General features: G+C 66.1%; 25 protein-coding genes. 16 read left to right on the top strand and 9 right to left on the bottom strand.

Features of this window, described 5'->3' with window-relative positions; all coding sequences use genetic code 11:
• Positions 1-61: 61 nt before the first annotated feature.
• Both ILT42_RS12515 and ILT42_RS12520 read right to left on the bottom strand, forming a co-directional pair.
• Positions 62-1,057, bottom strand: coding sequence for an ABC transporter permease (locus ILT42_RS12515; RefSeq protein ID WP_204215949.1), 996 nt, complete (start codon positions 1,055-1,057; stop codon positions 62-64).
• Entirely contained in the window at positions 1,054-2,574 is a 1,521-nt protein-coding gene (locus ILT42_RS12520) for a sugar ABC transporter ATP-binding protein (protein ID WP_204215950.1), read from the bottom strand. The genes ILT42_RS12515 and ILT42_RS12520 overlap by 4 nt, the downstream gene beginning before the upstream one ends.
• Before the next feature lie 263 nt (positions 2,575-2,837).
• Between ILT42_RS12520 and ILT42_RS12525 the strand changes: the two genes are divergently transcribed.
• The 6 genes from ILT42_RS12525 (at position 2,838) to ILT42_RS12550 (ending at position 8,998) form a co-directional block, all read left to right on the top strand.
• Complete coding sequence (locus ILT42_RS12525; RefSeq protein WP_204215951.1) at positions 2,838-3,929, top strand: LacI family DNA-binding transcriptional regulator; 1,092 nt, start codon at positions 2,838-2,840, stop codon at positions 3,927-3,929.
• Between the two features lie 183 nt (positions 3,930-4,112).
• Positions 4,113-5,201 carry an ABC transporter ATP-binding protein gene (locus tag ILT42_RS12530; protein ID WP_204215952.1) on the top strand — a complete coding sequence of 363 codons (1,089 nt, stop codon included), beginning with the start codon at positions 4,113-4,115 and terminating at the stop codon, positions 5,199-5,201.
• Positions 5,194-6,330 (top strand): ABC transporter substrate-binding protein, encoded by a 1,137-nt coding sequence (locus ILT42_RS12535; protein WP_204215953.1) that lies wholly within the window; start codon positions 5,194-5,196, stop codon positions 6,328-6,330. Before ILT42_RS12530 ends, ILT42_RS12535 begins: the two co-directional genes overlap by 8 nt.
• A gap of 79 nt (positions 6,331-6,409) precedes the next feature.
• A complete protein-coding gene (locus tag ILT42_RS12540; protein ID WP_204215954.1) occupies positions 6,410-7,243 on the top strand; it encodes an ABC transporter permease in 834 nt (277 codons plus the stop codon).
• Positions 7,240-8,139, top strand: a complete 900-nt coding sequence (locus ILT42_RS12545; RefSeq protein WP_204215955.1) for an ABC transporter permease — start codon at positions 7,240-7,242, stop codon at positions 8,137-8,139. The genes ILT42_RS12540 and ILT42_RS12545 overlap by 4 nt, the downstream gene beginning before the upstream one ends.
• 16 nt (positions 8,140-8,155) lie before the next feature.
• The gene (locus ILT42_RS12550; RefSeq protein ID WP_204215956.1) at positions 8,156-8,998 is read left to right on the top strand and encodes an endonuclease/exonuclease/phosphatase family protein; all 843 of its coding nucleotides are present in this window, start codon (positions 8,156-8,158) and stop codon (positions 8,996-8,998) included.
• Here the strand turns inward: ILT42_RS12550 and recD2 are convergent.
• Positions 8,925-11,174, bottom strand: coding sequence for an SF1B family DNA helicase RecD2 (gene recD2 / locus ILT42_RS12555; protein WP_204215957.1), 2,250 nt, complete (start codon positions 11,172-11,174; stop codon positions 8,925-8,927). The two genes, ILT42_RS12550 and recD2, sit on opposite strands and share 74 nt — an antisense overlap.
• Before the next feature lie 109 nt (positions 11,175-11,283).
• Positions 11,284-11,937, bottom strand: a complete 654-nt coding sequence (locus ILT42_RS12560) for a hypothetical protein (protein ID WP_204215958.1) — start codon at positions 11,935-11,937, stop codon at positions 11,284-11,286.
• 337 nt (positions 11,938-12,274) lie between these two features.
• Here ILT42_RS12560 and ILT42_RS12565 point away from each other — a divergent pair, with 337 nt between their 5' ends.
• On the top strand, positions 12,275-12,925 hold the full coding sequence (locus ILT42_RS12565; RefSeq protein WP_204215959.1) for a hypothetical protein: 651 nt from the start codon (positions 12,275-12,277) through the stop codon (positions 12,923-12,925).
• Positions 12,926-12,973: 48 nt separating this feature from the next.
• On the opposite strand, the gene ILT42_RS12570 is transcribed toward ILT42_RS12565, so the two are convergent.
• From ILT42_RS12570 to ILT42_RS12580, 3 genes are read right to left on the bottom strand one after another with little or no spacing between them, the layout of a single operon-like run.
• A complete protein-coding gene (locus tag ILT42_RS12570; protein ID WP_204215960.1) occupies positions 12,974-13,975 on the bottom strand; it encodes a metallophosphoesterase family protein in 1,002 nt (333 codons plus the stop codon).
• Complete coding sequence (locus tag ILT42_RS12575; RefSeq protein ID WP_204215961.1) at positions 13,972-15,786, bottom strand: AAA family ATPase; 1,815 nt, start codon at positions 15,784-15,786, stop codon at positions 13,972-13,974. Before ILT42_RS12575 ends, ILT42_RS12570 begins: the two co-directional genes overlap by 4 nt.
• The gene (locus tag ILT42_RS12580) at positions 15,786-16,088 is read right to left on the bottom strand and encodes a hypothetical protein (protein WP_204215962.1); all 303 of its coding nucleotides are present in this window, start codon (positions 16,086-16,088) and stop codon (positions 15,786-15,788) included. Before ILT42_RS12580 ends, ILT42_RS12575 begins: the two co-directional genes overlap by 1 nt.
• Positions 16,089-16,415: 327 nt before the next feature.
• Between ILT42_RS12580 and ILT42_RS12585 the strand changes: the two genes are divergently transcribed.
• The 3 genes from ILT42_RS12585 to ssb all read left to right on the top strand — a co-directional run bounded on the left by ILT42_RS12585 (position 16,416) and on the right by ssb (position 18,452).
• The gene (locus tag ILT42_RS12585; RefSeq protein ID WP_204215963.1) at positions 16,416-17,027 is read left to right on the top strand and encodes a hypothetical protein; all 612 of its coding nucleotides are present in this window, start codon (positions 16,416-16,418) and stop codon (positions 17,025-17,027) included.
• A gap of 28 nt (positions 17,028-17,055) precedes the next feature.
• Entirely contained in the window at positions 17,056-17,754 is a 699-nt protein-coding gene (locus tag ILT42_RS12590) for a hypothetical protein (RefSeq protein WP_204215964.1), read from the top strand.
• A gap of 227 nt (positions 17,755-17,981) precedes the next feature.
• A complete protein-coding gene (gene ssb / locus ILT42_RS12595) occupies positions 17,982-18,452 on the top strand; it encodes a single-stranded DNA-binding protein (RefSeq protein WP_204215965.1) in 471 nt (156 codons plus the stop codon).
• Positions 18,453-18,529: 77 nt separating this feature from the next.
• On the opposite strand, the gene ILT42_RS12600 is transcribed toward ssb, so the two are convergent.
• Positions 18,530-19,450, bottom strand: a complete 921-nt coding sequence (locus tag ILT42_RS12600; RefSeq protein ID WP_204215966.1) for a hypothetical protein — start codon at positions 19,448-19,450, stop codon at positions 18,530-18,532.
• Between the two features lie 140 nt (positions 19,451-19,590).
• Here ILT42_RS12600 and ILT42_RS12605 point away from each other — a divergent pair, with 140 nt between their 5' ends.
• Positions 19,591-21,333: a metallophosphoesterase family protein gene (locus ILT42_RS12605; RefSeq protein WP_204215967.1), complete on the top strand. Its 1,743-nt coding sequence runs from the start codon at positions 19,591-19,593 to the stop codon at positions 21,331-21,333.
• Here ILT42_RS12605 and pcaQ read toward each other — a convergent pair.
• Positions 21,315-22,229 (bottom strand): pca operon transcription factor PcaQ, encoded by a 915-nt coding sequence (gene pcaQ, locus ILT42_RS12610; protein ID WP_229428639.1) that lies wholly within the window; start codon positions 22,227-22,229, stop codon positions 21,315-21,317. The two genes, ILT42_RS12605 and pcaQ, sit on opposite strands and share 19 nt — an antisense overlap.
• A gap of 133 nt (positions 22,230-22,362) precedes the next feature.
• On the opposite strand from pcaQ, the gene pcaD reads away from it, so the two are divergent.
• The 5 genes from pcaD to ILT42_RS12635 all read left to right on the top strand — a co-directional run bounded on the left by pcaD (position 22,363) and on the right by ILT42_RS12635 (position 25,834).
• Positions 22,363-23,157: a 3-oxoadipate enol-lactonase gene (pcaD, locus tag ILT42_RS12615; RefSeq protein ID WP_204215969.1), complete on the top strand. Its 795-nt coding sequence runs from the start codon at positions 22,363-22,365 to the stop codon at positions 23,155-23,157.
• Positions 23,158-23,191: 34 nt separating this feature from the next.
• Positions 23,192-23,551: a 4-carboxymuconolactone decarboxylase gene (gene pcaC / locus ILT42_RS12620; protein WP_407664575.1), complete on the top strand. Its 360-nt coding sequence runs from the start codon at positions 23,192-23,194 to the stop codon at positions 23,549-23,551.
• 68 nt (positions 23,552-23,619) lie between these two features.
• A complete protein-coding gene (pcaH, locus tag ILT42_RS12625) occupies positions 23,620-24,345 on the top strand; it encodes a protocatechuate 3,4-dioxygenase subunit beta (RefSeq protein ID WP_204215971.1) in 726 nt (241 codons plus the stop codon).
• Entirely contained in the window at positions 24,345-24,971 is a 627-nt protein-coding gene (pcaG, locus tag ILT42_RS12630) for a protocatechuate 3,4-dioxygenase subunit alpha (RefSeq protein ID WP_204215972.1), read from the top strand. Before pcaH ends, pcaG begins: the two co-directional genes overlap by 1 nt.
• Positions 24,972-24,988: 17 nt before the next feature.
• On the top strand, positions 24,989-25,834 hold the full coding sequence (locus tag ILT42_RS12635; protein ID WP_204215973.1) for a CoA transferase subunit A: 846 nt from the start codon (positions 24,989-24,991) through the stop codon (positions 25,832-25,834).

Genomic DNA, 25,834 nt, shown 5'->3' on the forward strand with positions numbered 1-25,834 from the left:
GTCGTCCTCCCTGACGATCGCAGAGCCCTGATCCTTAACCGGGGGCTCGTTCCGGACTTCGTCACCTGCGGTACAGCGAGCGCTGGACCAGCATGGCGATGATGATGATGGCACCTTGAACCGCGCCCACGAGAAACTCGGACACGAAGTTCGACAGCACCATGATGTTGGCGACAAGCTCCAGGATGATCGCGCCGACCACCGTGCCCCAGATGCGGCCGATGCCGCCCTTCAGGGCCGTGCCGCCGATCACCACCGCCGTGATGGCCTGCAGCTCCCACAAGAGCCCCGTGGTGGGCGTGGCCGAGCCCAGGCGCGGCACGTAGACCAGCACCGCGATGCCCACGCAGATGCCCTGGATCACGTAGGTGAGGGTGCGCACCCGCCAGATCGGCACGCCCGAATAGCGCGCCACGTCCTCGTTGGAGCCGAGCGCGATCACATGGCGGCCGAACGAGGTCCGGTAGAGGATGAGCGCCCCGATGGCGGCCACGGCCAGGAAGACGATGACGGGGATCGGAATGCCGAACACGTCGCCGAAATAAACCGGGCGGTAGAGCTCGCGCAGGTCGAGGTTGCGCATCGTGATGGTGCCGCCCGCCGCCAGCCAGATGATGAGCGCCCGGAAGATGCCCATGGTGCCCAGCGTCACGATGAAGGGCTCGATGCGCCCGAAGGTGACGATGAGCCCGTTGGCCATGCCGCAGGCCACGCTCAGGGCGATGGCGGCCAGCATGCCGAGCGCCAGCGTGCTCACCTCGGGCGTGCCGATGCGGTTGAGGGTGAGAATCATGACGCCCGCCACGAGCGCCGCCATGGAGCCCACCGAGAGATCGAGCCCGCCGCCGGAGATCACGAAGGTGGCGCCGACCGCGATGATGGCGATGAAGGCGCAGCGCGTGACCACGTTGGTCAGGTTCGAGGCCGTCAGGAAGTCCGGGTTGATCAGCGCGCCCGCGATGACGAGCACGACCAGCGCCAGGAAGGGCGAGAGCGCCCGCATGTCGATCTTGAACCGGCGGGACGGCGCGGGGGTGCGAAGTGCGGTCTCGGTCATACGTGGCCCGCGGCAATCTCTGCCGCCCTTTCTTCATGAACGCCTGTGGCGAGAAACACGATGGCGTCCTCGGACAGGTCGGCTCGGCCGACCTCGCCCGCGACGCGCCCGTTCCGCATCACCAGGACGCGGTGGCACAGCCCGATCAGCTCCTGCATCTCGGACGAGATGACGACCACGGCGCGGCCCTCTTCGGCCAACGATGCGATGAAACGGTAGATCTGTTCCTTGGTGCCGATGTCGACGCCCCGCGTCGGCTCGTCGATGATGACGATCTGGGGCTCGATGAGCATCATCTTGGCCAGCAGGAGCTTCTGCTGGTTGCCGCCGGAGAGCTGGCCCGCGAGCATGTCGCGCTGGCGGGCGCGGATGTCGAAGTCGCGGATGGCGGTGTCGAGCGTGGCTTCCTCCTTGGCCGTATCCACGAAGGAGCCGCGGCTGAAGCGGTCCAGGGCCGCCAGCGTCAGGTTCACGCGCAGGTTCTGCTGCAGTAGCAGTCCCTTGCCCTTGCGGTCCTCGGACAGGTACGCGATCCCGGCCGCCATGGCGTCGCGGCCGTCCGTGAAGCGCACGGGCTTGCCGTTCAGGGTGATGGAGCCCGTGGAGGTTCGGAGGCCGACGAGGCCCTCGAACAATTCGGTCCGGCCCGCCCCGATAAGGCCGCCGAAGCCTAAGATCTCGCCGCGCTTCAGATCGAAGGAGGCGTGTTCCACATAACCCGGAACGGCCATGTCGCGCACGGACAGGACAACCTGGTCCGAAGCGGTTTCGGGCTTGTCGGGATAGAGCTTGGACATGTCGCGCCCGACCATGAGGCGCGCCATCTCGATGGGCTCCAGCCCCTCGATGTCGTGGGTTCCGATGAGGCGCCCGTCCCGCAGCACCGTCACACGGTCGGCGATGGCCTTCACCTCGTTGAGGCGATGGGAGATGTAGAGGACCGCCACCCCTTGCGCCCGCAGGCGGCGGATGATCTCGAACAGGCTCTCGGCCTCCACCGGGGTCAGCACGGCGGTGGGCTCGTCGAACACCACCACCTTGTGGGGCACGAGAAGCGCGCGGGCGATCTGCACGAGCTGCCGGTCGGCGATGGAGAGGCGGCGCACCTCCGTGTCGGGATCGAGGGTGACGCCGAGTTCGGACAGGATGGCGCGGGACTTGGCCCTCATGGCCCCGTCGTCCACGAAGCCGTAGCGGCGGATCTCGCGGCCGAGGAACAGGTTCTGGGCGACGGTCAGGTCCTCGGCCAGGAGAATCTCCTGGTGGACCAGCACGATGCCCTCATGCTCGGCCTCCACGGGGCCGGAGAAGCGCCGCTCCTGCTCGTTGAGGTACAGCGTGCCCTTGGTCGGGGGCAGGTGTCCCGACAGGATGCGCATGAGGGTCGACTTGCCGGCGCCGTTCTCGCCGATCACCGCATGGACCTCGCCCGGCATTAGAGCGAGCGTGATCCCGCTCAGAACCTCGATGGGCCCGAAGGATTTGGATATCTGGTCGGCTCGAAGGACGGATGCCATGGACGGACCGTGCACGGATGATCTTTAGGGACGTCCGGCGTGGACCGGACGGCGTCGGGTCGGCTGTCGGGCCGAAGCGGATCAGCGGGCAGGGATGGGGGGCGTCATGGGTATCCTCCGGTTGCGTTCGCCTGTCCTCTTTCGGGACAATGCGGGGAAATGGATTCACCGAAGGGTTTGACAACACCCCGATGTAATCGATTACATTCACTTTACCCAAAGCTACGGTTCTGTCAAACACGTTTGCCAAGAGGAAGAATCCCATGGATGGGGGTGGACGGAGGAGCAGGTCTGAGCGCGCCGCGGGATCGCGGGCCGCCACCATCCAGGACGTCGCCAGGCTGGCCGAGGTCTCGACCGCCACCGTCAGCCGGGCCCTCGCGACGCCCCAGCGTGTCTCGCCAGAGGCCCGGGCCCGGGTCGCCGAGGCCATCGCCAAGACGGGGTACGTTCCCAACACCGCCGCCCGGTCCCTGCGCTCGCAGAAGACCCATATGGTGCTCGTGGTTCTGCCGGATCTTGCCAACACGTTCTTCTCCAAGATCCTGCGCGGCATCGAGGAGACCTTGTTCGAGGCCGGTTACGGCATGATCATCAGCGACCTCGACGGCTCGCCCGAGAAAGAGGCGCACCTGTCGGCCTTCACGGCGGCCGGGCGGGTCGACGGAGCCATCCTGCTGAACGGCCATCTCTTCGGCCAGAACCGAGATGAGGAGGGCGGCTCCGCTCCCTTGAGCATTCCTCTCGTGGCGATCTGCGAGGCTATTCCCGACGCCCGCATTCCGCAGGTCGAGATCGACAACCGCGTCGGGGCCGCAGGCATGATTCGCCATCTGGCCTCCCTTGGTCATCGCCGCATCGGCTATGTCAGCGGTCCGCGGGGCAACATTCTGGAGCGCGAGCGCTTCCAGGGCTACCGGGACGGCTTGGCGGCGGCGGGGCTCGCTTTCGATCCCGACCTCGTCATCCCGGGCGATTATACGCTGGAGGCCGGGGTCGCGGCGGGCGAGGCGGTGGTGCGGGGCGCCAACCGGCCCACGGCCCTGTTCTGCACCAGCGACGTGATGGCGATCGGGGCGATCCGAACCCTGGCATCGGCGGGCCTGCGGGTGCCGGAGGACATCTCCGTCGTGGGGTTCGACGACATCGAGTTCGCGGCCGTGGCGGAGCCGCCCCTGACGACGGTCCACCAGCCGCGCCGGGAGCTGGGCCAGGCCGGAGCCACGGCGCTCATCGATCTGCTGCAGGGCCGCAAGGCGCCGGATCGGATCCGCCTCAAGACGGACCTCGTCGTCCGCTCCAGCGCGGCCGCACCCCGCAGGACGATGCTCAAATCCGCAGGCCTCAACGCCTGATTGCCAGCCGCCCGAAACGCATCCTCGCGAGGCCGGCTTCCTACGTCTAATTGACAAGAAACTGTCACGGAAAGCGGCGCAAAGAACGTCTTCCACGCTCTTTACTAAAGCCGGGCCCTGTAGTTTGCTGGCTATATAAAGAGACGCCGGAAGGCGCTTTGTCCAGGGAAGGAAATGGGACCGGTGAACGCTCCTGTCGCGGCGGCGATCGACATCGATCATCTTCAGGTCAGCTACGGCAGCCAGCAGGTGCTGCATGGGGTGAGCCTCACGGTCCAGCCGGGCGAATTCATCGCCATCCTGGGCTCGTCGGGCTGCGGAAAGACCACCCTCCTGCGCACCATCGCGGGCTTCCAGAAGGCCTCCGGCGGGGCGATCCGGCTCTTCGGCCGGGACGTGGTGGCCATGCCGCCGGAAAAGCGCGGCATGGCGATGATGTTTCAATCCTACGCCCTGTGGCCGCACATGACCGTGCTCGGCAATGTAGGCTATGGCCTGCGCCTGCGCGGGGTGGGCAAGGACGAGATCCGCGCCCGGGTGGCGGGCGTGCTCAAGATGCTCAACCTGTCGGGGCTCGAGGACCGCAAGGTCACGAACCTGTCCGGCGGCCAGCGCCAGCGCGTGGCGCTGGGGCGAGCGCTCGCCATCGAGCCCGACATCCTGCTTCTCGATGAGCCCTTGTCGAACCTCGACGCCAAGGTGCGCATCCAGTTGCGCTCCGAGATCAAGGCGCTGCAGAACCGTCTCGGCTTCACCGCCATCCACGTCACCCACGACCGCGAGGAGGCCATGACCATGGCCGACCGCATCGTGGTGATGGATGCGGGCCGCATCGCCCAGATGGGCACGCCCAAAGAGGTGTTCGACCGGCCCAACTCGCCCTTCGTGGCGAGCTTCATGGGGGCCGAGAACACGATCCATCTCGATGTCCGCTCCAACAGCGCGGGCGTCGAGGTCCAGGCGGGCCCTGGTCCTTCGATCCGATGGGACGGAGAAGTCCCGGTCGGCCCCGTCACCGCCTATTTCCGAGACGACGTGGCCTCGCTCGACGCGCCGGACGCGCGCCGGGACGGCTCCATCGTGCTGCCCGGGACCATCACGCAGAGAACGTATCCGGGCGGGCATTACAGGTACGTGGTCGCCATCGGCGACCGTCACTTTACTGTGACGGACGACGACTACCACGAGCTCGACCGTCCGGTGGGCCTGCGCCTGCCGCTGGCGTCGCTTCACCTGTTCCCAAGCGAATCCAAGGGAGAGAACCATGCATAAGACACTTTTCGCGGCGGGCCTCGCGGCCGCGCTGCTGACCGGCACCGCGCACGCCCAGACCCTCAACGTGGCCACGGCCGGCGACCAGAACATGGTCGACTACATCAAGGACTACCTCGGCCCGCTCTTCGAGAAGAGCCACCCGGGCGTGAAGGTGGTGGCGGTGGGAACCGGCCCGGGCGACGGCGGTTCGCAGAAGATCTTCGAGAAGCTCGACGCCCAGAAGAAGGCAGGCTCGGCGACGTCCGATTTCGACGTGGTCGTCGTGCACCAGAAGGCTGCCGGCACCTTGGCGAAGGATGGTCTCATCGAGAAGTACACTGACAAGATCCCGACCGGAAAGCTCGCGACCCGCGACACGGCAACGAATTCCCTGGGCACGGACGTGTCGGGCTACGTCATGCCGATGTTCCATTCGCAGACCGCCATCGCTTACAACCCGGACCTCATCAAGACGCCGCCCTCGACCTACGCGGAGCTGCGCGACTGGGTGCAGAAGAACCCGAAGCAGTTCGGCTATAACGGCATCAAGGGCGGCATGTCCGGCGTCGCCTTCGTGACCGGCTGGGTCTCGGCCTTCGGGGGCGATGCCGCGAAGCTCGAGAAAGGGCCCTACGACGCCGCCACCAAGGCCACCTGGGACAAGGCCATGGCGGACTTGAAGGAGTTCAACAAGAACGTGGTGATCACGCCCGGCAATGCGGGCACCCTCGACATGCTCAACCGCGGTGAGATCGCCATGGGGCCGGTCTGGGTCGACATGTTCTATACCTGGAAGACGGAAGGCAAGCTGCCGCCGAACATGCGCGTGAAGCTCGTCTCGCCCGGCATGCCCGGCCAGCCCATGTACTACGCCATTCCGGAGAAGAGCGCCCAGGAGAAACTCGCGGCCGAGTTCATCGCGCTCGCCACGAGCCCGGATGTGCAGGCGGACGGCATCGTCAAGCGCTTCAACTGGTATCCGGGCATCGACGCCAAGAACCTGGAGGGCAAGCTCGACCAGGCCGCCTGGAACCAGCTCTTCGCCGACATCACGCCGGCCGACCTGTCGTCCAACGGCAAGCCGTTCCCGATCGGCCCGTACTTCAACGACATTCTCGAAACCTACGAGAAGAAGGTCGCGAACTGACGCTCTGACGAATGACTTTGGGGGCGGCTTGCCGGTGTGAGCTGCCCCTTTCCGATCCTGCTCTGAAAGCCACTACCGCATGGCGCGTCCGTCCCTCTTCGGCCTTCTGCTGATCGCGCCCGCGCTCGCGATGATCGGCGCTTTGTTTCTTTACCCGCTCGGCTTCTCGCTCGCCTCAGCCTTCACGGCGCCGGGCGGCGGATTTTCGCTGATGCATTTCGACAAGGCCTACGAGCTTTATTCGACGGATATCCTCTTCACGCTCTTCATCGTCATCACCTCCACGATCCTGACCGGAATTCTGTCCGTCACGATTGCGGGGATCCTGACGCTGGGCGAGACCCCGTGGCTCGTGGCAGCCTTGCGCAACCTCTACCGCTGGCCGCTCTTCATCCCGTTCATCGTGGCGGCGCAATGCATGCGCACCTTCCTGGCCAAGAACGGCTTGATGAACAACACCATCGTGGGGATGGGCCTGATGGAGCCGCTCCAGGCCACGAGCCTGCTCGACTGGCGCGGGATCATCATCACCTTCGTGTGGAAGCAGGTGCCCTTCGTGACGCTGATGCTCGCGGGCGCCATGGCGTCGCTCGACCGCGCCACCATCGAGGCGGGCCGCAACCTCGGGGCCTCACGCCTGCGGGTGCTGATCGAGCTCGTGCTGCCGCAGGTCTCGCAGACCCTTCTGGTCGGCCTCGTGCTCTCGTTCGTGACGATGCTGTCGGTGTTGTCCGTGCCCATGATGGTGGCGGGCTCTCAGCCCACCATGCTCACCGTCGACATGGCCTTCCGCATCAATTCCTACGGCGACTATGCCACCGCCAACGCGCTCGGCGTCATCTCGTACCTGATCTCCGGCATGGCGGCCTGGATCTACCTCCGCCACAATGTGAAGCGCGAGGCCGCCGCATGACCGGCAACCTGCACACCCTGCCGAGCGCCAGCGGCCACACGCGGCTTCGCAACCTGCGGGCGGAAGCGCCCTCGGCCTCCGGCGCGCGGTTCTGGTCCTTCGGCGGCACCGTCCTGAAGATCCTGGGGCTTGCGGTCTTCGCGTTCCTGCTCTTCGGACCGCTGGCGAACCTCGTCCTCTGGTCGGTGGCGGAACGGTGGTACACGCCCTTCAAGCTGCCGGTCTCCTACGGCACGCGCTATTGGGAGGTTGTGTTCCGCCCCACCGGGGATGCCATGTCGTCCCTCATGACGAGCGTGAGCATCGCCTGCCTGACGGTGCTGGTGGCTCTGGCGGTCTCGGTGCCGGCGGGTTACGCGCTCGCCCGGCTGAAGCTGCCCTGGCGCACCGCGCTCATGATCCTGTTCCTGCTGCCCCAGGCCTTTCCGTCGGTGGCGATCTACATCAACGTGGCGCGGGTCTTCTACAGCCTCGGTTTGACGGGCACGATCACGGGCGTGGTGCTGGTCCATGCGGCCCACGGCCTCGTCTACTCGGTCTGGATCGCCGCCGCGGCTTTCGCGGCGGTCGACCGGGACCTGGAGCTGGCGGCCCGGAACATCGGAGCCTCGCCGCTTCGCACCTTCTTCACCATCACGCTGCCGCTGGCCATGCCAGGCATCATGGCCAGCGCCATCTTCGTGTTTCTGGAATCGCTCGACGAGTTCACGGGCACGTTCTTCGTCGGCGTCCCGCAGGTGACCACCCTGCCGCTGCTGCTGTACAACGCCAGCATGGGCGGCAACTACCAGATCGCCTCCATCACGGCCCTCATCCTGCTCGTGCCCTCCGTGCTGTTCATGATCGTCATCGAGCGGTTCCTGAAGGCGGACGTATTGAGCAAGGTCGGCCAGTAACCAAGCTCAAGGCTTCATGCTCAAGATCATTACCTGGAACATTCAATGGGGCCTCGGTGCCGATGGCAGTCACAGCCTCAAGCGCCAGATCGACGACGCGCGGGGGATCGCGGATTTCGACGTGCTATGCCTGCAGGAGGTCGCCGACAATTTCTCCGATCTGAAGAACAACCCGGGCGGCAACGGTTTTGCCGAGATCGCGGCCCTTCTGCCGGGTTTCACGCCCGTCGAGGGTGTCGCGCTCGATATCCCGGGCGCCGGCGGCGGACGCAGCCGGTTCGGCAACATGGTCCTGTCGCGCCACCCGGTGGCGCAGGTTCTGCGCCACACGCTGCCCTGGGAGGCGGTGGCCACCCGCAACATGCCCCGGGTCCTGATCGAGGCTACGATCCTGCCGCCCTCGGGCCCCTTGAGGATCATGACCACGCATTTCGACTATTCCGCCTCCAAGCTGCGCAGGGCGGAGGTGGAGGGTGTGCGGGAGGCGCACCGCTTGGCCTACGACCGGACGGTCACCCTGCGGGAGAGCGGCCGAGGCACCTACAAGCTCCTGCCGACCACGGCCTCGGCGGTGCTCACGGGCGATCTCAACATGAAACCGGACGATCCCGTGAGACAGCGCATCTCCGACCCGTTCGAGAACGGCGCGCCCGCGCTCGTCGATGTCTGGACGGCCCGCCATGGCCGCGATCCGCACCCGGATTCCTTCTGCATCTACGACCGCTCCAGCGGCCAGCCCCATTGCTCCGACTACATCTACGTGACGGAGGATTTGGCGCCCCGGGTCAACCGGGTCTACTACGATCAGACAACCCAATCCTCGGATCACCAGCCGGTTCTGCTCGAACTGGACCTGTAAGGGTTTTGGGCGGCGCTTCGAGCCAGGGACGAAGGCGCGTCCAGCGCTGCTCGCCCTGTGACGTGACAGCTTGTTCCAAGGCGGCGCGGCTGCCGAGCAGCACCACGAGGCGACTGCCGCGCGTGACACCCGTATAGAGCAGCTTGCGCTGGAGCATGGCGGCATGCTGCGGCACGACCGGAATGATGACGGCCGGGTATTCCGACCCTTGCGCCTTGTGGATTGTCATGGCGTAGGCGGGCACCAGCTCATCGAGATCCCGCGCTCCATAGACGACCTGCCGGCCGTCGAACGCCACGGTCAGCTCCCCTGCGGGCTGGGCGAGCCCCGTCACGATCCCGACCTCCCCATTGTAGACGTCGCGCTCATAGTCGTTGCGAACCTGCATGACCTTGTCTCCGGTCCGGAAGGTCCAGCCTGCCCGGTAGAGTCCGTCTTCGCCATTCGGATTGAGGATCCGCTGCAGCTCGCTGTTGAGCATGTTGGCCCCCAGGCGCCCCCGGTTCATGGGGCACAGGATCTGCACGTCGCGGACGGGGTCGAGCCCGAAGCGGTTGGGGATGCGGTTGCGTACCAGGGTGACGAGCTTGGCGATCGCGTCGGAGGGATGATGGGCTTCCACGAAATGGAAATCGGAATCGGCCTGCGGCGTCAGATCCGGCAGGGCGCCCCTGTTGATGGCGTGGGCGGCCGTGATGATCCGGCTCTCGTGGCCCTGGCGGAAGATCTCCCGAAGGCGCGCCACCGGCAGGGTGTCCGACGCGATGATGTCGGCCAGAACCTGGCCGGCTCCGATGGAGGGCAGTTGGTCCACATCGCCCACAAGCAGAAGTCCTGCGTGGTCCGGCAGGGCGCGCAGGAGCGCCACCATCAAGCGGATGTCCAGCATGGAGGCTTCGTCGACCACGAGGAGGTTGCAGTCGAGGGGCATCGACGCGTTGCGCCGGAAACCGCCTTCGGTGGCCTCCAGCAGCCGGTGGATCGTCTTGGCGGGCAGGCCTGTGCTGTCGGCGAGGCGCTTGGCGGCGCGTCCCGTCGGCGCGCAGAGCGCCACGTTCAGGCTCCTGTCCCGCATCACGTGCAGGAGACCCCGCACCAGCGTCGTCTTGCCGACGCCCGGCCCGCCCGTCACCACGAAAACCTTCGAGCGGCAAGCCCCGGCAAGCGCTTCACGCTGGCTCGCCGAATAGGTGACGCCGAGGAGTTCTTCGGTCTGGGCGAGAATCTCGGAAGGATCGATCTCGCCCCAGGGTGGAGCCCCTTTCGCGAGGTCGCGCAGCCTGACTGCGATGAACATCTCGGCGCCGTAGAGATGACGGGCAAAGACGCAAGGCGTCCCGTCCAGGGTATCGGCCACGATGACGCCTGCCTGGCACTGGTTCTCCAGGATCGGTTGGAGGATGCTTCCTGCGACTTCGAGGAGCAAGCCGGCCCGTGCGAGGGCCTCCGCGACGGGAAGCCCCGCGTGCCCGTCCCGCACGGCTTCCATCAGCACAAAGGCCAGTCCGGCTTCCAATCTCTCGTGCGACAGGGAGTCCACCGAAAGCTCCTGGGCGATCCGGTCGGCTTCCGAGAAGGCGAAGCCTGCAAAGTCGAGGGCGAGTCGGTAGGGATTGCGGGAGATCGTCTCGATGGCCTGGGACCCGTAAGCCTTGTAGATCCTCGCCAGCAGGGAGCCGCCGAGCCCACGGGCGCGCAGGAAAGCGGACAGGTCGCGCAGCGTCTTATGCTCCGCCCAGGCCTGCGCGATGTCCTGCGCCTTGCCCATGCCAATGCCGTGCACGCGGGTCATTTCGTGCGGTGCGCGTTCGATCACGTCGATGATGGCGGCCCCGAAGGAGGCCACGAGACGTCCGGCGGCGGAGGGACCGATACCCTTGATGAGGCCAGAGCCCAGGTAGCGCTGCAGGTCTTCGGCCGTGGTGGGCGCGGAGGTGGCGATGGTTTCGGCGCGGAACTGGAAGCCGTGATGGCGGTCGTTCATCCAGGCCCCACTGGCCTCGACCAGCTCGCCGAGCGCGACGCGGGGCACATGGCCCACGAGGGTGACGAGCTTGCGGTGACCGCGCGCCTTGACCTGAAGCACGCAGAAGCCCGTCTCGTCGTTATGGAAGGTGACGCGTTCGACCGAGCCGACGAGATGCTCCGTGAGGCCGAGCCCCGCCGGGTCGGACATTGCTGCTCGGGAATGCGCCATCTGTCCTGGATTATCAGCTCAAAGCGTGCAGGCAAAAGAAAACCGGGGCGGCGGGGCCGTCCCGGTTGTCGCAGTTCGTGATGCTTGCTTACGCGGCCTTCTTGGACGGCCAGCCGAGTTCGACCAGGCGGGCCTTGGCGAAGTCGCGGATCTCGTCCCGGATGCCTTCGGGCAGATCGTTGAGGATCTTCTGCGTGTCGGCATGCAGCATCAGGTCGGTGACCGAGTTGATGCTCTTGGCCTTGGTGATCTTCTGCTTCAGCTCGGCCTCGACCGCAGGCCCAGGTGCCACCACCTCAACCGTAGTGTTGGGAACCTCGGGCGCCTGCACCTCGGCCTGGCCCGGACGGGCCTGCTTGAACTCGTCGGCTTCCTCCTCGGAATAGACGAGGCCGTGCAGCTCGATGAGCTTGAGGATCACCCGGTCCTTGGCGCGCTTCTCGGCCATGGCGTACACGTAGGCGGCCTGCTTGCCGGACACCCGGTAGTTCACGCCGATCAGCGCCTCGCCGATGGACCATTCCAGGCGCTCGTTCATCCGGCCCGTCACCATGATGACGGCCTCGTCGCGCTCGGCTCGCACGATGGTCGGCGGATCGAACTGGATCTTGGCATGGGCGGCGATGCGCTCCAGGGCCTTGTGGTAGATCACGGCCGTGCCCTGAACGCGCCAGATGTTGCCGGCCATGGGCTCGCCGAACTTGGCCAGGGTCTCGGCGATCTTCTTGTCGGTGCTGTTCATCTCATATCCCTCATCCGGCCCAGCCTGCTAAGCGCCAGGTCGCTGATTTGTTCTATTTTTGTTCTAACAGATCGGAGGTCGGAAGTCCATGTTCGTAGGCCTGATATGGGTATTGAAACCCTTGAAAACAAACGATTTCAGAGCGGCGGGCGGCGTTTTGCCACAAGGCCGGAAGTGAAGGCTCTCCCAAGAGCAGTCCAAACCCGGTCCGCATTTGACGAAAGCAGTGCCGTTCTATATTTGTTCCTATAGCGACGGATTGGCAGAACTTGCCGAAACCTGTGCTGTGCAGTCAAACCGGTCCTGGAAACCTCATCGGGCCTGTCGGAGTGTGAAAATGTCCGCGCAAGCGATCCTCGACCTGTCCGCCCGGCGCTCCGCCCGAAAGGCGGGGCCCAGCCTCGGGTCGGGCAAGAAGGCCGCGCCCCTTACGCGCAACGCCCTGGTGACCGATTTCCTGGCCGCCTGCCAGCTCGATCCGGAGGTCGAGTCCGTTCGCGTGCCGAACGAGGATGCGGCCTTTGCCCTGGGCGGCGAGACCGTCGCGCATCGGGCCGATTTCGAGGTCGTGCGGGACGGCGCCGCTTCCCTGATCGACATTGCCACCGACGACGACCTGACCTGTCATCCTTTGCGGGCCGCTGCCATCTCCGGGCTGACCGCCCTGGACGGCCGGCCGTTCAGCATCGAGACTGCAGGCAGCATCCGGGCTGAGCCCCGGTTCACCACCATGCGCCTCGTCTTGGCCTGCAAACGCACCCCCGTGACGGCCGGCGACCGGGTCCGCATCCTTCATCAACTGGATGAGGTGGGCACCATGCGGCTCGTGGATTGCGCCTCCGCGGCCATCAACGCCGCCGACGGCGTGGCGGCCGTGCTGGCGCTGGCCTGCGAGGGGTTGCTGGCCGTGGACATCAGCCGGCCGATCCTTCCGGAAACGCAGGTTCGACGGCGGCGGCTGAGCTATTCAGACCCGTTCGGCTTTTAAGTCCATCGTGCGGAACACGAGCCATGTTCCGCTATCGCGGAATCGGGTCTAGACCTTCTCGCGGCGCGTGACCGCCTCGGCCAGGAGGGAGCGCACGATGGCCTGAATCGCGCCGGGCGTTTCGTCCGCCGCGAACTTCGCCTCGATCTCGTCGCGCAGCACCGAACCGTCGTCGCTGCGCTTCATTCCCGTGGGCTCCTCCGCCCGCAGCAGCGATACGAATGCGCTCTCGACGGCCTCCGCCACGCGGCTTTCGCTTGCCGCCTCCACGAGGCGTCCCGTCAGGTCGAAGATGTCGGCCGGATGAGGCAGATCCTGAGCCTGCAGCTCTCCGCTCGCGTCCAGGATCCAGGCACGGGGCAAGTGGTCCAGGAGGTCGACGGATTGCCGGGTGATGTTGCCGGGGTTGAACCAGCGGGTGCGGCCGGCGAGCATCGCCTTCCGGGTCTTGTGAATATGCCCATTGATGAGCATGTCGCAGCCTTCCACCGCGAAGGGAGGCAGGGCGCCCGGGTAGGTCGCGCCCTCAAAGGCGATGTCGTGGTGGGTGAACCAGACCTGGCGGTCGATGTCCGAGAAGCTGCCGCGCACGTCCTCCGGAATGGCCTGGCCGTACGGCGTCATGCCGATGCCGATGCGCTGTCCCTCGAGCTGCAGGTCGAGCACGGGGCCGGATGACGGCGCCACGTCGACCACGTCGCACAGACCCAGCAGCGCCAGGGTATCGCCGTCGCTCAAGGTGGTGTGCTGGATGTCGTGGTTGCCGACATTGACGATGGGCCGGTGCGTGAAGCGTTTCAGCACGCGGATGAGCTGCGCCTTCAGGGCTTCATCGGACTCCACCGGCCGATCGAACAGGTCGCCCAGGATCACCGGCGCGAGGTCGCGCTCGTTGGCGATGACGGCGCAATGTTCCAGCTTCGTCAGGACAGGTTTGGGCCACAAGGCGTCCTTGCGCCGGCCCGGGCGGCGCGAGGAGACGTGCGGGTCGCCGATGATGAGCAGGCCCTTGCAGGTTCGTGTATCGAGACGCTGTCCGGACAGGATCATGCCGTTGCTTGCTCCGCCTTGATATGATTGTGCTCAAGCAGTCTTCCCGCATCGATGCTGGAGCCGCAGGTGGGGCAGAGCCCCCCCGTCTCGTCGAGGAGCGCCGCCATGCCATCCTCGGTCGACCGAAGGCTGTCGGCGATCTGCGAGAGCCGTCCGCGCGCGATCGTCGATGCGCTTCGAAGATCCGCGAGCCTTTTCAGTATGTTTTGCGCCGCCACCGAATTTTCAAGGGCCGGAAGGCTCTCGGGAAGTGTCGTCAAAGTCTCTCGCATGGCCTGCGCCCGCCGCAGGCCATGCGAGAGTTCGATGAGGCGCCCTGCGGCCCGTTCGCGCTCACGGGCACGGGAGACCTGATCGACGAGACGGCTCAGCTCGTCGGGGTGGGGAAGGTTTCCGACGGCCTCGGCGCGGCTTTGCGCCCCGATCAGCCGCTGCCGCATGACGGCGAGTGTCCTTCTCCCGGCGTCCAGGCGATCCATTTGGGCACGGGCCTCGGAGAGGTGGGCGGCCTGGACATGCGCGTTCGCGGCCAGGGCTTTGAGTGTGTCCAACTCTTCCAAGCGCTGCAGGGCTTCGGCAATGTCGATCAGTTCCCGTTCGCCGGTTCGCACGAGGGCATTGTCCTTGGCGCAGCGCTCGCGATGGATCGACAGCATGTCGCGGATATACCCCGCCTCCTGCCCGATCGACAGGACGGCGGAGCGCCGGGACGGAGTCTCGCCCAGGAGGAAGACCGGAAACTTCTGGTGCGCGATGTGAACGTCGAGGTCCTCGACCTTGGTGATGGAGAAGAACCGGGACACCCAGTCCGGCACCGCCCGCCCGCCGGTTTCGAAGCGCATGCCGTTCTCTTCCACGACGGCGCCGTCAGGGTCGTGAAGCGACCAGATGTTGACGGGCGAACGGCGGGGCTGGCGCGTGAAGCGCAGTGTCCTGCGGCCCGCGACGCCGATCTCGATGGTGGCGGACTTGGAGCCCGCCCGCACGAGGCTGTCGCGTGCCTCGCCGTAGAAAACCGCCCTCAGGGCACGGATGAAGGTCGACTTGCCGCGATTGTTCGGTCCGATCAGCGCATTGACGCCGGGGCTCAGGGAGAGGGTTGCGTCCCTGTAGGCCTGTACATTGACGAGACGGATGAACCGCAGGCCCGATTGCTCTTCGGTCCAGCGGGCATCCGTCGGATCGGACGCCACCTCGACGCCCCCCTCGGGTTCTCCCACGATGCGCGCGATATGGAAGGCGTCGGCGAAGGCCGTCAGATCGTGGTGGGAGACGGCCAGGCACTGCACATTGAGCCGCGCCGCGCCGTCCTGCAAAACTTTGTAGAAGGCCGGCACCCGGTCCGGCGCGATCCAGCAATCCGCCTCGTCCAAGGCAAGGAACCGGGCTACGTCCGCCTTGACCACGGCGATCAGCCGCAACGCCATGCCGATCACGTTGGTGAGCGCACCGCCGTTGTCCTCGAGCACGTCCTCGAGCGTGCCGTCGGGCCGGCGCACGCAGATATCGAGGGCCGCAAGGCCACGCTCCGTCGAGAGGTCGAGGGCAACCGCCTTCTCGCCCGGCAGCACCTCCTGGACGAGGGCCGTCAGCAGGGTCTCGAAAGCCTGGAGATTGCGCCGGCTGGCTTGGCCGTGAACCGCCTCGATGAAGGTTTCCACATCGCCCTTAGACGCGAGGCGGCCCTTGGCGAGTTCCACGTCGCGGGTCAGCGCCTCGGCACGCTCACGCAGGGCATCCCGGTGGCCCTCGGTGCGGGCGAGGGCGGCGTCGATGCGCGGCAGGCTGTGGGTTGCGGCAGTCTCCATCAGCGGCCCGTTCCCACGGCTTGGCCGAGCGCCTGCAGCCGCGCTTCCAAGTCCCGGATCAATCTTGAGAAATCCTCGACAAGCTGAGCGTTCCGGCTCGCGGCGGATTGGATCAGGCGCTCGATCTCGGTCTCGTCGTCGGTTCCGAACTCCGCCCGTGCCTGCTCCTGGGCCTCGGCGAGTTCCCGGCTCAGCCGTTCGACGTCGCTCTCCGCGCGGATCCGCTCCGCCCTCAGGCGTTCATAGGCCTTGCGAGCATCGTCCAGTCGGCGGAGGGTGTCTGCGTCCCTGTTCTTGATCATGGTCGTCTTCAGTCTCCGCCCTCGGCGCTTCTCGCGCCGGCCCAAGTTCAGCGATGCGGCCCCGCGCCGCTGCCGGAACATCCCCTGGGATCGCCCCTCGACAAACTGCAGGGCCGATCCCCAGATAGGGATCGCCGCCTCGCAATCACAGGTCCGCTCGAACGCTTCCCCTGACCGGGCCAGTCCACAAGGTTGCTTGACACAAGGTTAACGGACAGTATGTTCTTGTTATGTTCCAGGCAAGCCGGTGAATCGAGCCTAGCCGGAAGAACCCGCGAATGAGTCTCGGCTCATGCCGAATGGACGCGACAGGTTGTGGAGGACGCCGTGACGGCCACGATGATGGATCAAACCCTTTTCGAGAACGCCGAATGGCGGGTGACGGACGAGGGGCTGGAGCACCGCCGGACGGGCTACTTCATTGAGCGCGCGGGTCTGGCTCAGCGACGGGATGGCGACCTCTGGGCGTGGCCCCTGCACATGGCCGAGAAATCCTGGTGCGCGATGGGGCCGTTCACCGAAGCCTTTCTGCGGGCGACGTCGTTTTACGGCGTGCGGGCCGATGCCGGTCTCGATCGCTCGTTCGAGCTTGCACAAGGCGAAATTGCTTCTTGGCCGCAGGCTGTTCCGGCGCGGCCGGCCACACCGCTGCGTGCCCCGAATAGGGCACCGAATCTCTTGCGGAATGAGGCCGGAATCCCCATCTCCATGAAGCCGGAGCACGACCCCCGGCGCCTGCCTGGCGGGGCTCGAAAAGCCCCGGTTCAGCATCAGATCTGGCATGTGCGCACATCCCTGCGCAGTCATGCTTCATCATCGGCCGGAAGCGGCCGCGGCCATCCATCGGCAACGGACTATCCCTGGCGGAAGCCTCACCATTTCCGCAAGGCCGGAAGCCGTTTGGTCGAGCTGTTGCAGGCGGCCTGGACAACGCGCTGAGAACGACGCAAGAAACGGAGAGAACGCCATGACGGCTTTGGGAATCACGCCTTGGATCGCCACCGACGAGGTCGAGACGCCATCGGCTCCCGCGACGGCCGAGGCGTTCGCCCGCAAGGTCATCTACGTGATCTGTAACGCCAGCGTCGCACCCGATGTCGGCAGGCACGCTTATGAGCGCTGCATGCGCGCGCTCGCGTCCGGCTCCACGGCGCGGGCGGGATTCCGCCACGCCCGCAAGGCCGAGGCCATCGACGAAGTCTGGCGCCGCCGGGACGAGCTGTTCGACGCCTATCGGGCCAGCGCCAGCCCGGTCGCCTATCTGGAGACGCTACCCTGGATCGGCCCGGTCATGCGCCATTCCCTGGCCTACCTCCTGGGCCTCTCCGATGCAACGCCTCGCGAGGGCGTCGTGGCCCGGCCTGCCACGGACGAAGCTCGCATGGGGGAACCCGAGCGGCCAAAAGCCAGCGAGGTCGGATTCTGTGTCGTCGACGGCAACGCGGACTTCATCGCCGACCACTTGGTACGTCGCATCCATGACGCTGCGGTCGAGCTGGAGAGCGAGGTCAACCGCCTCTATCGCGGCCGCAAGAGCTATGATCTCAACGGCGTTGCCCGGATCGACCTCGAGAAGGCGATTGAGCGCCTGACCTACATGGCGAAGACTCTCCGGGACGTCGAGGGCGCCCAGGACAAGGTTGTCTACCTGCAGGCCGCCGAGTAGGCGCCTCGAAAACGTTCTCCTCACCTCAACCCGGCGCATCCCGTGCGCCGGGTTTTTGCGTTTCGGCTCCGGTCCGGAACACGCAGGATACATTGACAGGGCACGTGAACAAATATAGAACATTATGTGATGCCCATGACGATCCGTCATGCCGGGCAGGAGAGCATGGAAGCGACCTCCCTGCCGGACGATCTCGCGCAGGCGGTCAGTGATGATGGAGATGTCCCATGGCGGGCAGCGTGAACAAGGTGATCCTCGTGGGCAATCTGGGGCGGGACCCCGAGGTGCGCCGTCTGGGCGACGGCAACCCGGTGGTGAACCTTCGCATAGCAACCTCGGAGACCTGGAAGGACAAGAACTCGGGCGAGCGCAAGGAAAAGACCGAGTGGCACCAGGTGGTGATCTTCAACGAAAACCTGGGCCGTGTGGCGGAGCAGTATCTCAAGAAGGGCTCGAAGGTGTATCTCGAGGGCCAGCTTCAGACCCGCAAGTGGACCGACAAGGACGGGATCGAGAAGTACTCGACCGAGATCGTGCTGCAGCGCTTCCGCGGCGAACTCACCATCCTCGACTCCCGAGGTCAGGGAGGTGATGTGGAGGACAGCGAGAGCTTCGGCCAGTCGTCGCCCATGGAACGCCGCCCGGCGCCCGCGACCGCGTCGCGCTACAGCGACATCGACGACGACATTCCCTTCTAGGGTGGATCGTTCGACGCCAGGGGCTCGACCAGCGCGAGCAAGCCGTCAATCCGGGCCGTGAGCCCGGATTTTTTTGCCTACTCGGCAGCCTCGGAGGGTGCGCTCCTGCCCTGGCGCGTCCGCTGAGCGCGTTCGATTTCCCGAAGTTTGCGCATCCGCTCTCGCCGTTCGTTCTGATCCGGCGGCCACCAGCCCAGCCTGATCTTTTCACGGCTGCCCACCGGCTCGCGCAGCGGGCGGGCCCAGGTGATCTCCTGCCACTCCGGCAGACGCCAGTGCGCCCAGGAATAAGACCCTGCATGGTCGTGCACATGCGGATAGACACCGAGCCTCTCGAGACTTCCCACATCCTCCAAAGGATCGGCGTCGATCGCCTCGAAAACCACCACGCCGAACCGGAAGGTGCCCACCGGCTCACCGAGCGGCGGCGGTTCGTCCATCCGAACGGGGTAGCGCCGCCGCCGGCGTTCGGCCATGACCACCAGCGCCGTCTCGTCCACGGGCTCCCGCTCCAGGCGGCGCTGTCGCTTGGCCTCGGGCTCGTTGCGGCGGGCGGCTTCCTCGATCACAGGCCAGCGCCCGCGCAAGGCCTCGTAGGACCGGAACGGCACGCGCCAGACCTTATGGTCTGGATCCCAACGGGCAAATGGGACCGCTCGCAACTCCTCGACAACGGTTCGGGAATACGGCGTCCTGACCTCGAGATCCTCGCCGACTCTGAGATATTGGCTTTCCAAGGGCTCGAACACAAAGGCATCCCGGCCCTTGGCGTCCGCGTAGAGGTCGAGCTTGTCGATTTCCCCGGCGATCCAGGTGTCCAGACGGGTCGTCGCCGTCGTGCCGGGCACGAACCAGCCGCCCTCCGCCTCGCGCCACCGGGCTCGCGGGAACTGTTCCCGGAAGCGCCGGACGAGGTCCCGGTCGTAGGGAAAGGCCGCGAGGGCTCCAGGCCTCTCGCCCTCCGCCGGGCGCACCCGAAATGCCGATACAAGCTCCATCGGATCGATTCCGCTGCCTTGAACCCCTGAGGTTCAACCCGGATCGCAAGGTTTCGATCCTCACGGATTTGCCGGGCCGGATCGTATGGCGCAGGGGCGGGCCCGCATGCTAGGTCCGCCTGGACAATGCAGGCCTCATCATGACTCAGATCGCCGTACTGGCCGATGTCCATCTCCACGACGTCTATGGCGATTATGGTTTTGCCGGCGTCCTCAACAGCCGCTCCGGGCAAGCCGCCAGCGTGCGGACCCTGCGGGACACGATCCGGTCCACGCGGGCGTTCAACGAGAGCTATTTTGCCGTCCAGGCGGTGCTGGACGACCTGGCCGCCAAAGGAGTCCGTCACGTGGTGCTCGTGGGCGACTATTCCGACGACGGCCAGCGCGCCACCGTGGAGGGCGTCGCGCGTATCCTCGCCCGCTACCGGGACCTTCACGGGATGGCGTTTTATGGGACCGTAGGCAACCACGACACCGTTCAGCCTTTCGGCAGCCACCAGGGCAAAGCCTTTCTCGGTCCCGACGGCTCTGCCACCCTCGTCACGAGCGATCCCCAGGCGGCGGAACGGACCGAAGGGGCGGTCGTTTCGCAGGCCATGCGGGGCCTGGGCTACGACGAGAGCCTGTCGCTCCTGGGGGAAGCCGGCTTCCAACCCCAGGAGGCCTATCTGCACTGGGAAACGCCCTTCGGTGCCGGCCCGCGCGCCTTTCCCATGACGGCCGAGGACGGCAGCCGCACCCTGGAGGTTCCCGACGCATCCTATCTGGTCGAGCCCGTGGACGGGGTCTGGATCCTGTCCATCGACGGCAACGTGTTCCTGCCCAAGGCGGACGGAGGCTTCACGGACGCGTCCGATGCCGGGTGGGACGCGCTCGTGAAGCACAAGCCCGGCCTGCTCGCCTGGATCAGGAACGTCACGGACCGGGCGCGGCGCCAGGGCAAGCGGCTCCTCGCCTTCTCCCATTACCCCCTCGTCGACTACATGAACGGCACTTCGGCGGAACAGGAGCGCCTCTATGGACGCGTCGGCTTCATCCGGCGCAATCCCGGGGACGTCACGTCGCGGATCGGCCTCGATTGCGGCCTGAGCGTGCATTTCAGCGGCCATATCCATATCGACGCGACCGGCACCGTGGAAGCGGAAGGGCGTCGGCTCACCAATATCGCGGTCCCATCCCTGGCCGCCTATCCGCCCGCCTACAAGCTCGTGACCTTCACCCGAGAGGCAATGCAGGTCGAGACGGTCCATGTGGACCACGTGCCGCGCTTCGACGAGTTGTTCGAACATTATCGCCGGGAGGGCGGCCGGTACGGGGCCATCCTGGAAGCGGACGACTACCGGAGCTTTCTCCGCGAGCATCTCACGCAGCTCGTCCTGCACCGGCACCTGGCCGAGGACTGGCCGGACATGCAAGGTCTGATCGCACGCCTGAATGGGCTCGATCTCCTGCGTCTGGCCTGTCTGGGCGACACCGCCCCCTCGGCGGCCGGGGACGCCTTGCGGGCCGTCCCGCCGGCCGTCGAACGGGAGGTTCGGGAGCGCATGTCCCAAGCGGGCATCGACGCCCGGGCCCTTGAGGCGCTTCGGCTGGAGGAGCTGGTCGTGGATTGGTACCGCCTGCGCAACGGCGGCACGCTGGCGTTCCGGGACATCGCGCCGGGGCGGCGAAACATGTACGGGTTCCTGGCGGAAGCCTTCAGGCTGGAGGGAGATCCCGACAGCATTCAGGGGAGGCTCGGAGGGCTTTTGCGGGTCATGATGCGCTACTTGGCGCTCCCGTCCTCGCAGCGGCTGGAGTTCCCTGCGCGCGCAGACGGCCGGCTCCATGAGGCGGAGACCACCCGGGAGGAGGCCTTGCGGCTTCAGACCATCCGGGCCTGACTGCGCAGCGTCTGCACGAGAAGTTCCGCCGCAAGGGAGAGGGGCGTGTCCGTGCGGGTCGTCAGGCCGACGGGGCCCAGGGTCTCGTGGGTATCCACCGGCAGGCGGGCTAGGGCGCCGTTGGCGACGTCCTCCGCGACGACGCCCTCTGAGATGATCCAGACTGCGTCCGAATGGGCCGTGTAGCTTCGCCCGAAGGCGGTCGAGACCGTCTCGATCTGGTACGGCAGGGAGCCCAGGCCCTGCGAGATGAGAAAACGCTCCACCGTGGGACGGATCACGGATCCGGGAGGCGGCATCAGGATCTGGAAATCCGCCAGGGCGGCGAAGTCGAAGGGCTTCCTCTGCAGGAGAGGATGCCCCGGCCGGGCCGTGAACGCCACGGTCTCCGAGTAGAGGTGCTCGAAGGAGAACCCCGCCATCGCGTCCGGCTCCGCCATGCGGCCGATCACGAAGTCCAGGTCCCCCAAGCGGAGCTGCGCCTGAAGGAAGGCGGTGGGCCCGGTAACGACCCGGACTTTCGACCCTGCGTGGCGGCTCATGAACAGCCCGACGGCTTTCGGCAGGAGGCGGGCCGAGGCCGTCGGGAGCGCCCCCACCTTCACGGTGGCCGCCGTGAGGTTTCGAGCCTGGTCGATGGAATCGACGCCCTGTCGCAGAGCCGTGACGCTGGCGCCCGCATAGCGCAGGAAAACCTGCCCGAAGCCCGTGAGCGTCATGGTGCGTCGGCTCCGATCGAAGAGACGCACACCCAGGGCCTCCTCCAGCTCCTGTATGGTCTTCGACGCCGCAGGCTGGCTGATCCCCAGGACGTCGGCGGCCCGAACCACGCTCCTCAACCGGGCGGTCTCCAGGAAGCAGATCAGGTGGCGGATCTTGATCGACGGGGTCAGCAGGGTGGATGTACGGTCCATGGATAACCTATGGGTTATACGGATGGCCTATAAACTCATTTTACATAATCGGCGTAAAGGGGTTTGATGAACCCTCGGGCCCAGGCCCTGGAATCGTTCTCGGATCGGCAGACCCATGGCATTCAGTCGCGTCAACGGCATCGTCCTGCACCATCGGGATGGGGGACGAGGCGACGGACCGGCTCTGGTCTTCGTCAATTCCCTCGGCAGCGACCTGCGGATCTGGGACAGAGTCGCGCCTGCCTTCGCGGAGGGATTCCGGGTCGTGCTCTACGACAAGCGAGGCCACGGGCTCTCGGACGCGCCGCCGGCCCCCTATAGCCTCGACGACCATGTGGACGACCTGATCGGTCTCCTCGATCGCCTGAGCATTCCCAGCGCGTCCGTGGTGGGGCTCTCCGTGGGCGGAATGGTTGCCCAGCGCCTGGCCGTGCGGAACCCGGAGCGGGTTCAGGCCGCGATCCTGTGCTGCACGGCCGCCAGGATCGGCTCACCCGAAACTTGGGCCGAACGGATCGGCGCAGTCGAGGCGGGCGGCGTCGAGGCCGTGGCGGGGGCCGTTCTCGAACGCTGGTTCACGCCGGCCTTCCGGCGCGAGCGGCCCAGCGAGACCCAAGGATGGCGCAATATGCTGGAGCGCACCCCCGCCCAAGGGTATGCGGGAACCTGCGCGGCGATCCGGGACGCGGACCTGACAGCCGATGCCGGCCGCATCGCGGCGCCCACGCTGTGCATCGCGGGCGATCAGGACGGCTCGACCCCCGCCGAGATCGTCCGGAGCACCGCCCATCTCATTCCCGGCGCCCGGTTTGAGCTGATCGAAGGCGCGGGTCATATTCCGTGCGTCGAACAGCCCGCTATGCTGGCGCAGCTCATCGCGGGACATCTCCAGGAGGCGGGTCTTGTCTGACACCACCGCGCACAGCGAGCGCTACAAGGCCGGGATGGCCGTTCGCCGTCAGGTCCTGGGCGATGCCCATGTGGACCGGGCCACCGCTCAGGCGACGCCCTTCGACGAGGATTTCCAGACCTTCATCACCGAGGGCGCCTGGGGCTCGGTCTGGGCGCGGCCGAACTTCACCCATCGCGAGCGCTCCATCGTCACCATCGCGCTCCTGGCGGCCCTGGGGCAAGACGACGAGGTAGCCATGCACGTGCGCGCCACGCGCAACACGGGCGCGACCCGGGAGGATGTCCGGGAAGCCTTGCTGCATGTGGCCGTCTATGCGGGCGTGCCCGCCGCGAACCATGCGATCAAGATCGTCAAGAAGGTCTATGCCGAAATGGACGCCGATGAGGCATAAGGACCGCCGTGAGATGGGAAGACACCGTGAACCGGCCACGATCGCCGGGCGGTGCGGGAGAGGCTGACATGTCGGACCAGGGACCTTTCATTCAGCGCAACCGGGACCGGCATCCCCCGGCCTATACGCCGACCTACAAGACCTCCGTGCTGCGCTCACCCCAGCATGCTCTTCTGTCGCTCGGCAATACTATCTCGGAGATGACCGGTCCGGTCTTCGGCCATAACATGCTGGGGCCCCTCGACAACGACCTGATCCGCAACTTCGCCCAGACCGGCGATCCCATCGGGCAGCGTATCGTCGTCTACGGACGGGTGCTGGACGAGAACGCGCGCCCGGTGCCGGGCGCTCTGCTGGAGTTCTGGCAGGCTAATGCGGGCGGGCGCTACCGGCACAAGAAGGAAACCTATCTGGCCGCCATCGATCCGAATTTCGGCGGCTGCGGACGCGCCATCACGGACCAGGAGGGCCGTTACGCATTTCGCACCATCAAGCCCGGCGCCTATCCATGGCCGAACGGCGTCAATGACTGGCGGCCCGCGCACATTCATTTCTCGGTCTTCGGCCATGCCTTCGCGCAGCGGCTCGTTACGCAGATGTATTTCGAGGGTGACCCGATGATCTGGCAATGTCCCATCGTGCGAACGATCCCGGACAAGGCCGCCATCGAGCAACTCGTGGCGGCCCTCGACCGCAACGCGACGCTGCCCATGGATGCCATGGCCTACAAGTTCGATATCGTGCTGCGCGGACGGCGTTCGACCCTGTTCGAGAACCGCATGGAGGGAAACTGATGGCCCAGACGCTCGGCTACCTCAAGGAATCGCCCTCTCAGACCGCAGGCCCCTACGTTCACATCGGCACCAATCCCAACTGGGTCGAGATCACGGGCGTGTGGGACAAGGATCTGGGCCTCGTCCTTGTAGGCCCCGACACCAAGGGAGAGCGGATCGTCGTCAAGGGCCGCGTCTTCGACGGGGCTGGCGCTCCCTTGCGGGACGCGCTCATCGAGATCTGGCAGGCCGATGCGGCGGGCCTCCATAACAGCCCGCAGGAAAAGCGAGGAGCAGCCGATCCGCACTTTGCCGGATGGGGGCGCCAGCCCACCGACGCGGTCACGGGCGAGTACAAGTTCGAGACGATCAAGCCGGGCCGCGTGCCCTACATCGACGGCCGCCCGATGGCGCCGCACATCACGGTCTGGATCGTGGCCCGGGGCATCAATATCGGGTTGCACACCCGCCTCTACTTCGACGACGAGGAAGCTGCCAACGCGGAATGTCCGGTGCTGGCCCGCATCGAGAACAAGGCACGGGTCAAAACCCTTCTGGCCGTCCGGTCCGAGGAGAACGGCCTGCCCGCCTACACCTTCGACATTCGCCTCCAGGGCGAAGGCGAAACCGTCTTCTTCGACATCTGAACCTTCGAAAGTACCCCATGGCCAAGTTTCAAAGCCTGAAGGACGCTGTCGCGGAGAACCTGCGTGACGGCGACACAGTGGCCTTCGAAGGCTTTACCCACCTCATCCCCCATGCGGCAGCTCATGAGGCCATCCGCCAGGGCCGCCGGGATCTGACCCTGATCCGCATGACGCCGGATATCATCTACGACCAGATGATCGGCATGGGTCTCGCGAAGACAGTCATCTTCTCCTATGCGGGCAATCCCGGCGTCGGCCTCCTGCGCCGCATGCGCGATGCCATCGAGAACGAATGGCCCCGCGCCATCGAGACGGTGGAGCACAGCCACGCCGCCATGGCGAACGCCTACGAAGCCGGCGCCGCAGGGCTTCCCTGCGCGGTCTTTCGCGGCTATCGCGGCGCCGGCTTGAAGGACGTCAACCCGGCGATCAAAAGCGTCACCTGCCCGTTCACGGGCGAGGAGCTGGCGGCGGTGCCCGCGCACCGGCCGGATGTATCCTTCATCCATGCCCAGAAGGCGAACAGGCGCGGCGACGTGCTGGTCGAGGGCATCGTTGGCGTGCAAAAGGAGGCACTGCTGGCGGCGAAGCGCGCGGTCGTGACCGTGGAGGAGATCGTGGAGGATTTCGACGACCTCCATCCCAATCTCTGCGTGCTGCCGCACTGGACCGTGACGGCCATCGCCCATGTGCCGGGCGGCGCGCATCCGTCCTACACCCACGGCTATTATCCGCGCGACAACGCCGCCTATCTGGAATGGGACAAGATCTCGGCCGACCGGGATCTCTTTACCACATGGATGAAAGCCAACGTGCTCGATGTTTCGCCGGAGGTTTTTGCCTCCCGTGTCGAAGCCCTGTGA

It is taken from the genome of Microvirga pudoricolor (assembly GCF_016892705.1).
GTDB classification, from domain to species: Bacteria; Pseudomonadota; Alphaproteobacteria; order Rhizobiales; family Beijerinckiaceae; genus Microvirga; species Microvirga pudoricolor.

Coding starts and splice junctions, on each gene's coding strand:
- ILT42_RS12515 (WP_204215949.1), bottom strand. CDS start 1,057: ATGACCGAGACCGCACTTCGCACCCCCGCGCCGTCCCGCCGGTTCAAG.
- ILT42_RS12520 (WP_204215950.1), bottom strand. CDS start 2,574: ATGGCATCCGTCCTTCGAGCCGACCAGATATCCAAATCCTTCGGGCCC.
- ILT42_RS12525 (WP_204215951.1), top strand. CDS start 2,838: ATGGATGGGGGTGGACGGAGGAGCAGGTCTGAGCGCGCCGCGGGATCG.
- ILT42_RS12535 (WP_204215953.1), top strand. CDS start 5,194: ATGCATAAGACACTTTTCGCGGCGGGCCTCGCGGCCGCGCTGCTGACC.
- ILT42_RS12540 (WP_204215954.1), top strand. CDS start 6,410: ATGGCGCGTCCGTCCCTCTTCGGCCTTCTGCTGATCGCGCCCGCGCTC.
- ILT42_RS12545 (WP_204215955.1), top strand. CDS start 7,240: ATGACCGGCAACCTGCACACCCTGCCGAGCGCCAGCGGCCACACGCGG.
- ILT42_RS12550 (WP_204215956.1), top strand. CDS start 8,156: ATGCTCAAGATCATTACCTGGAACATTCAATGGGGCCTCGGTGCCGAT.
- recD2 (WP_204215957.1), bottom strand. CDS start 11,174: ATGTCCGACCCGGCGGGGCTCGGCCTCACGGAGCATCTCGTCGGCTCG.
- ILT42_RS12560 (WP_204215958.1), bottom strand. CDS start 11,937: ATGAACAGCACCGACAAGAAGATCGCCGAGACCCTGGCCAAGTTCGGC.
- ILT42_RS12565 (WP_204215959.1), top strand. CDS start 12,275: ATGTCCGCGCAAGCGATCCTCGACCTGTCCGCCCGGCGCTCCGCCCGA.
- ILT42_RS12570 (WP_204215960.1), bottom strand. CDS start 13,975: ATGATCCTGTCCGGACAGCGTCTCGATACACGAACCTGCAAGGGCCTG.
- ILT42_RS12575 (WP_204215961.1), bottom strand. CDS start 15,786: ATGGAGACTGCCGCAACCCACAGCCTGCCGCGCATCGACGCCGCCCTC.
- ILT42_RS12580 (WP_204215962.1), bottom strand. CDS start 16,088: ATGATCAAGAACAGGGACGCAGACACCCTCCGCCGACTGGACGATGCT.
- ILT42_RS12590 (WP_204215964.1), top strand. CDS start 17,056: ATGACGGCTTTGGGAATCACGCCTTGGATCGCCACCGACGAGGTCGAG.
- ssb (WP_204215965.1), top strand. CDS start 17,982: ATGGCGGGCAGCGTGAACAAGGTGATCCTCGTGGGCAATCTGGGGCGG.
- ILT42_RS12600 (WP_204215966.1), bottom strand. CDS start 19,450: ATGGAGCTTGTATCGGCATTTCGGGTGCGCCCGGCGGAGGGCGAGAGG.
- ILT42_RS12605 (WP_204215967.1), top strand. CDS start 19,591: ATGACTCAGATCGCCGTACTGGCCGATGTCCATCTCCACGACGTCTAT.
- pcaD (WP_204215969.1), top strand. CDS start 22,363: ATGGCATTCAGTCGCGTCAACGGCATCGTCCTGCACCATCGGGATGGG.
- pcaC (WP_407664575.1), top strand. CDS start 23,192: ATGGCCGTTCGCCGTCAGGTCCTGGGCGATGCCCATGTGGACCGGGCC.
- pcaH (WP_204215971.1), top strand. CDS start 23,620: ATGTCGGACCAGGGACCTTTCATTCAGCGCAACCGGGACCGGCATCCC.
- pcaG (WP_204215972.1), top strand. CDS start 24,345: ATGGCCCAGACGCTCGGCTACCTCAAGGAATCGCCCTCTCAGACCGCA.
- ILT42_RS12635 (WP_204215973.1), top strand. CDS start 24,989: ATGGCCAAGTTTCAAAGCCTGAAGGACGCTGTCGCGGAGAACCTGCGT.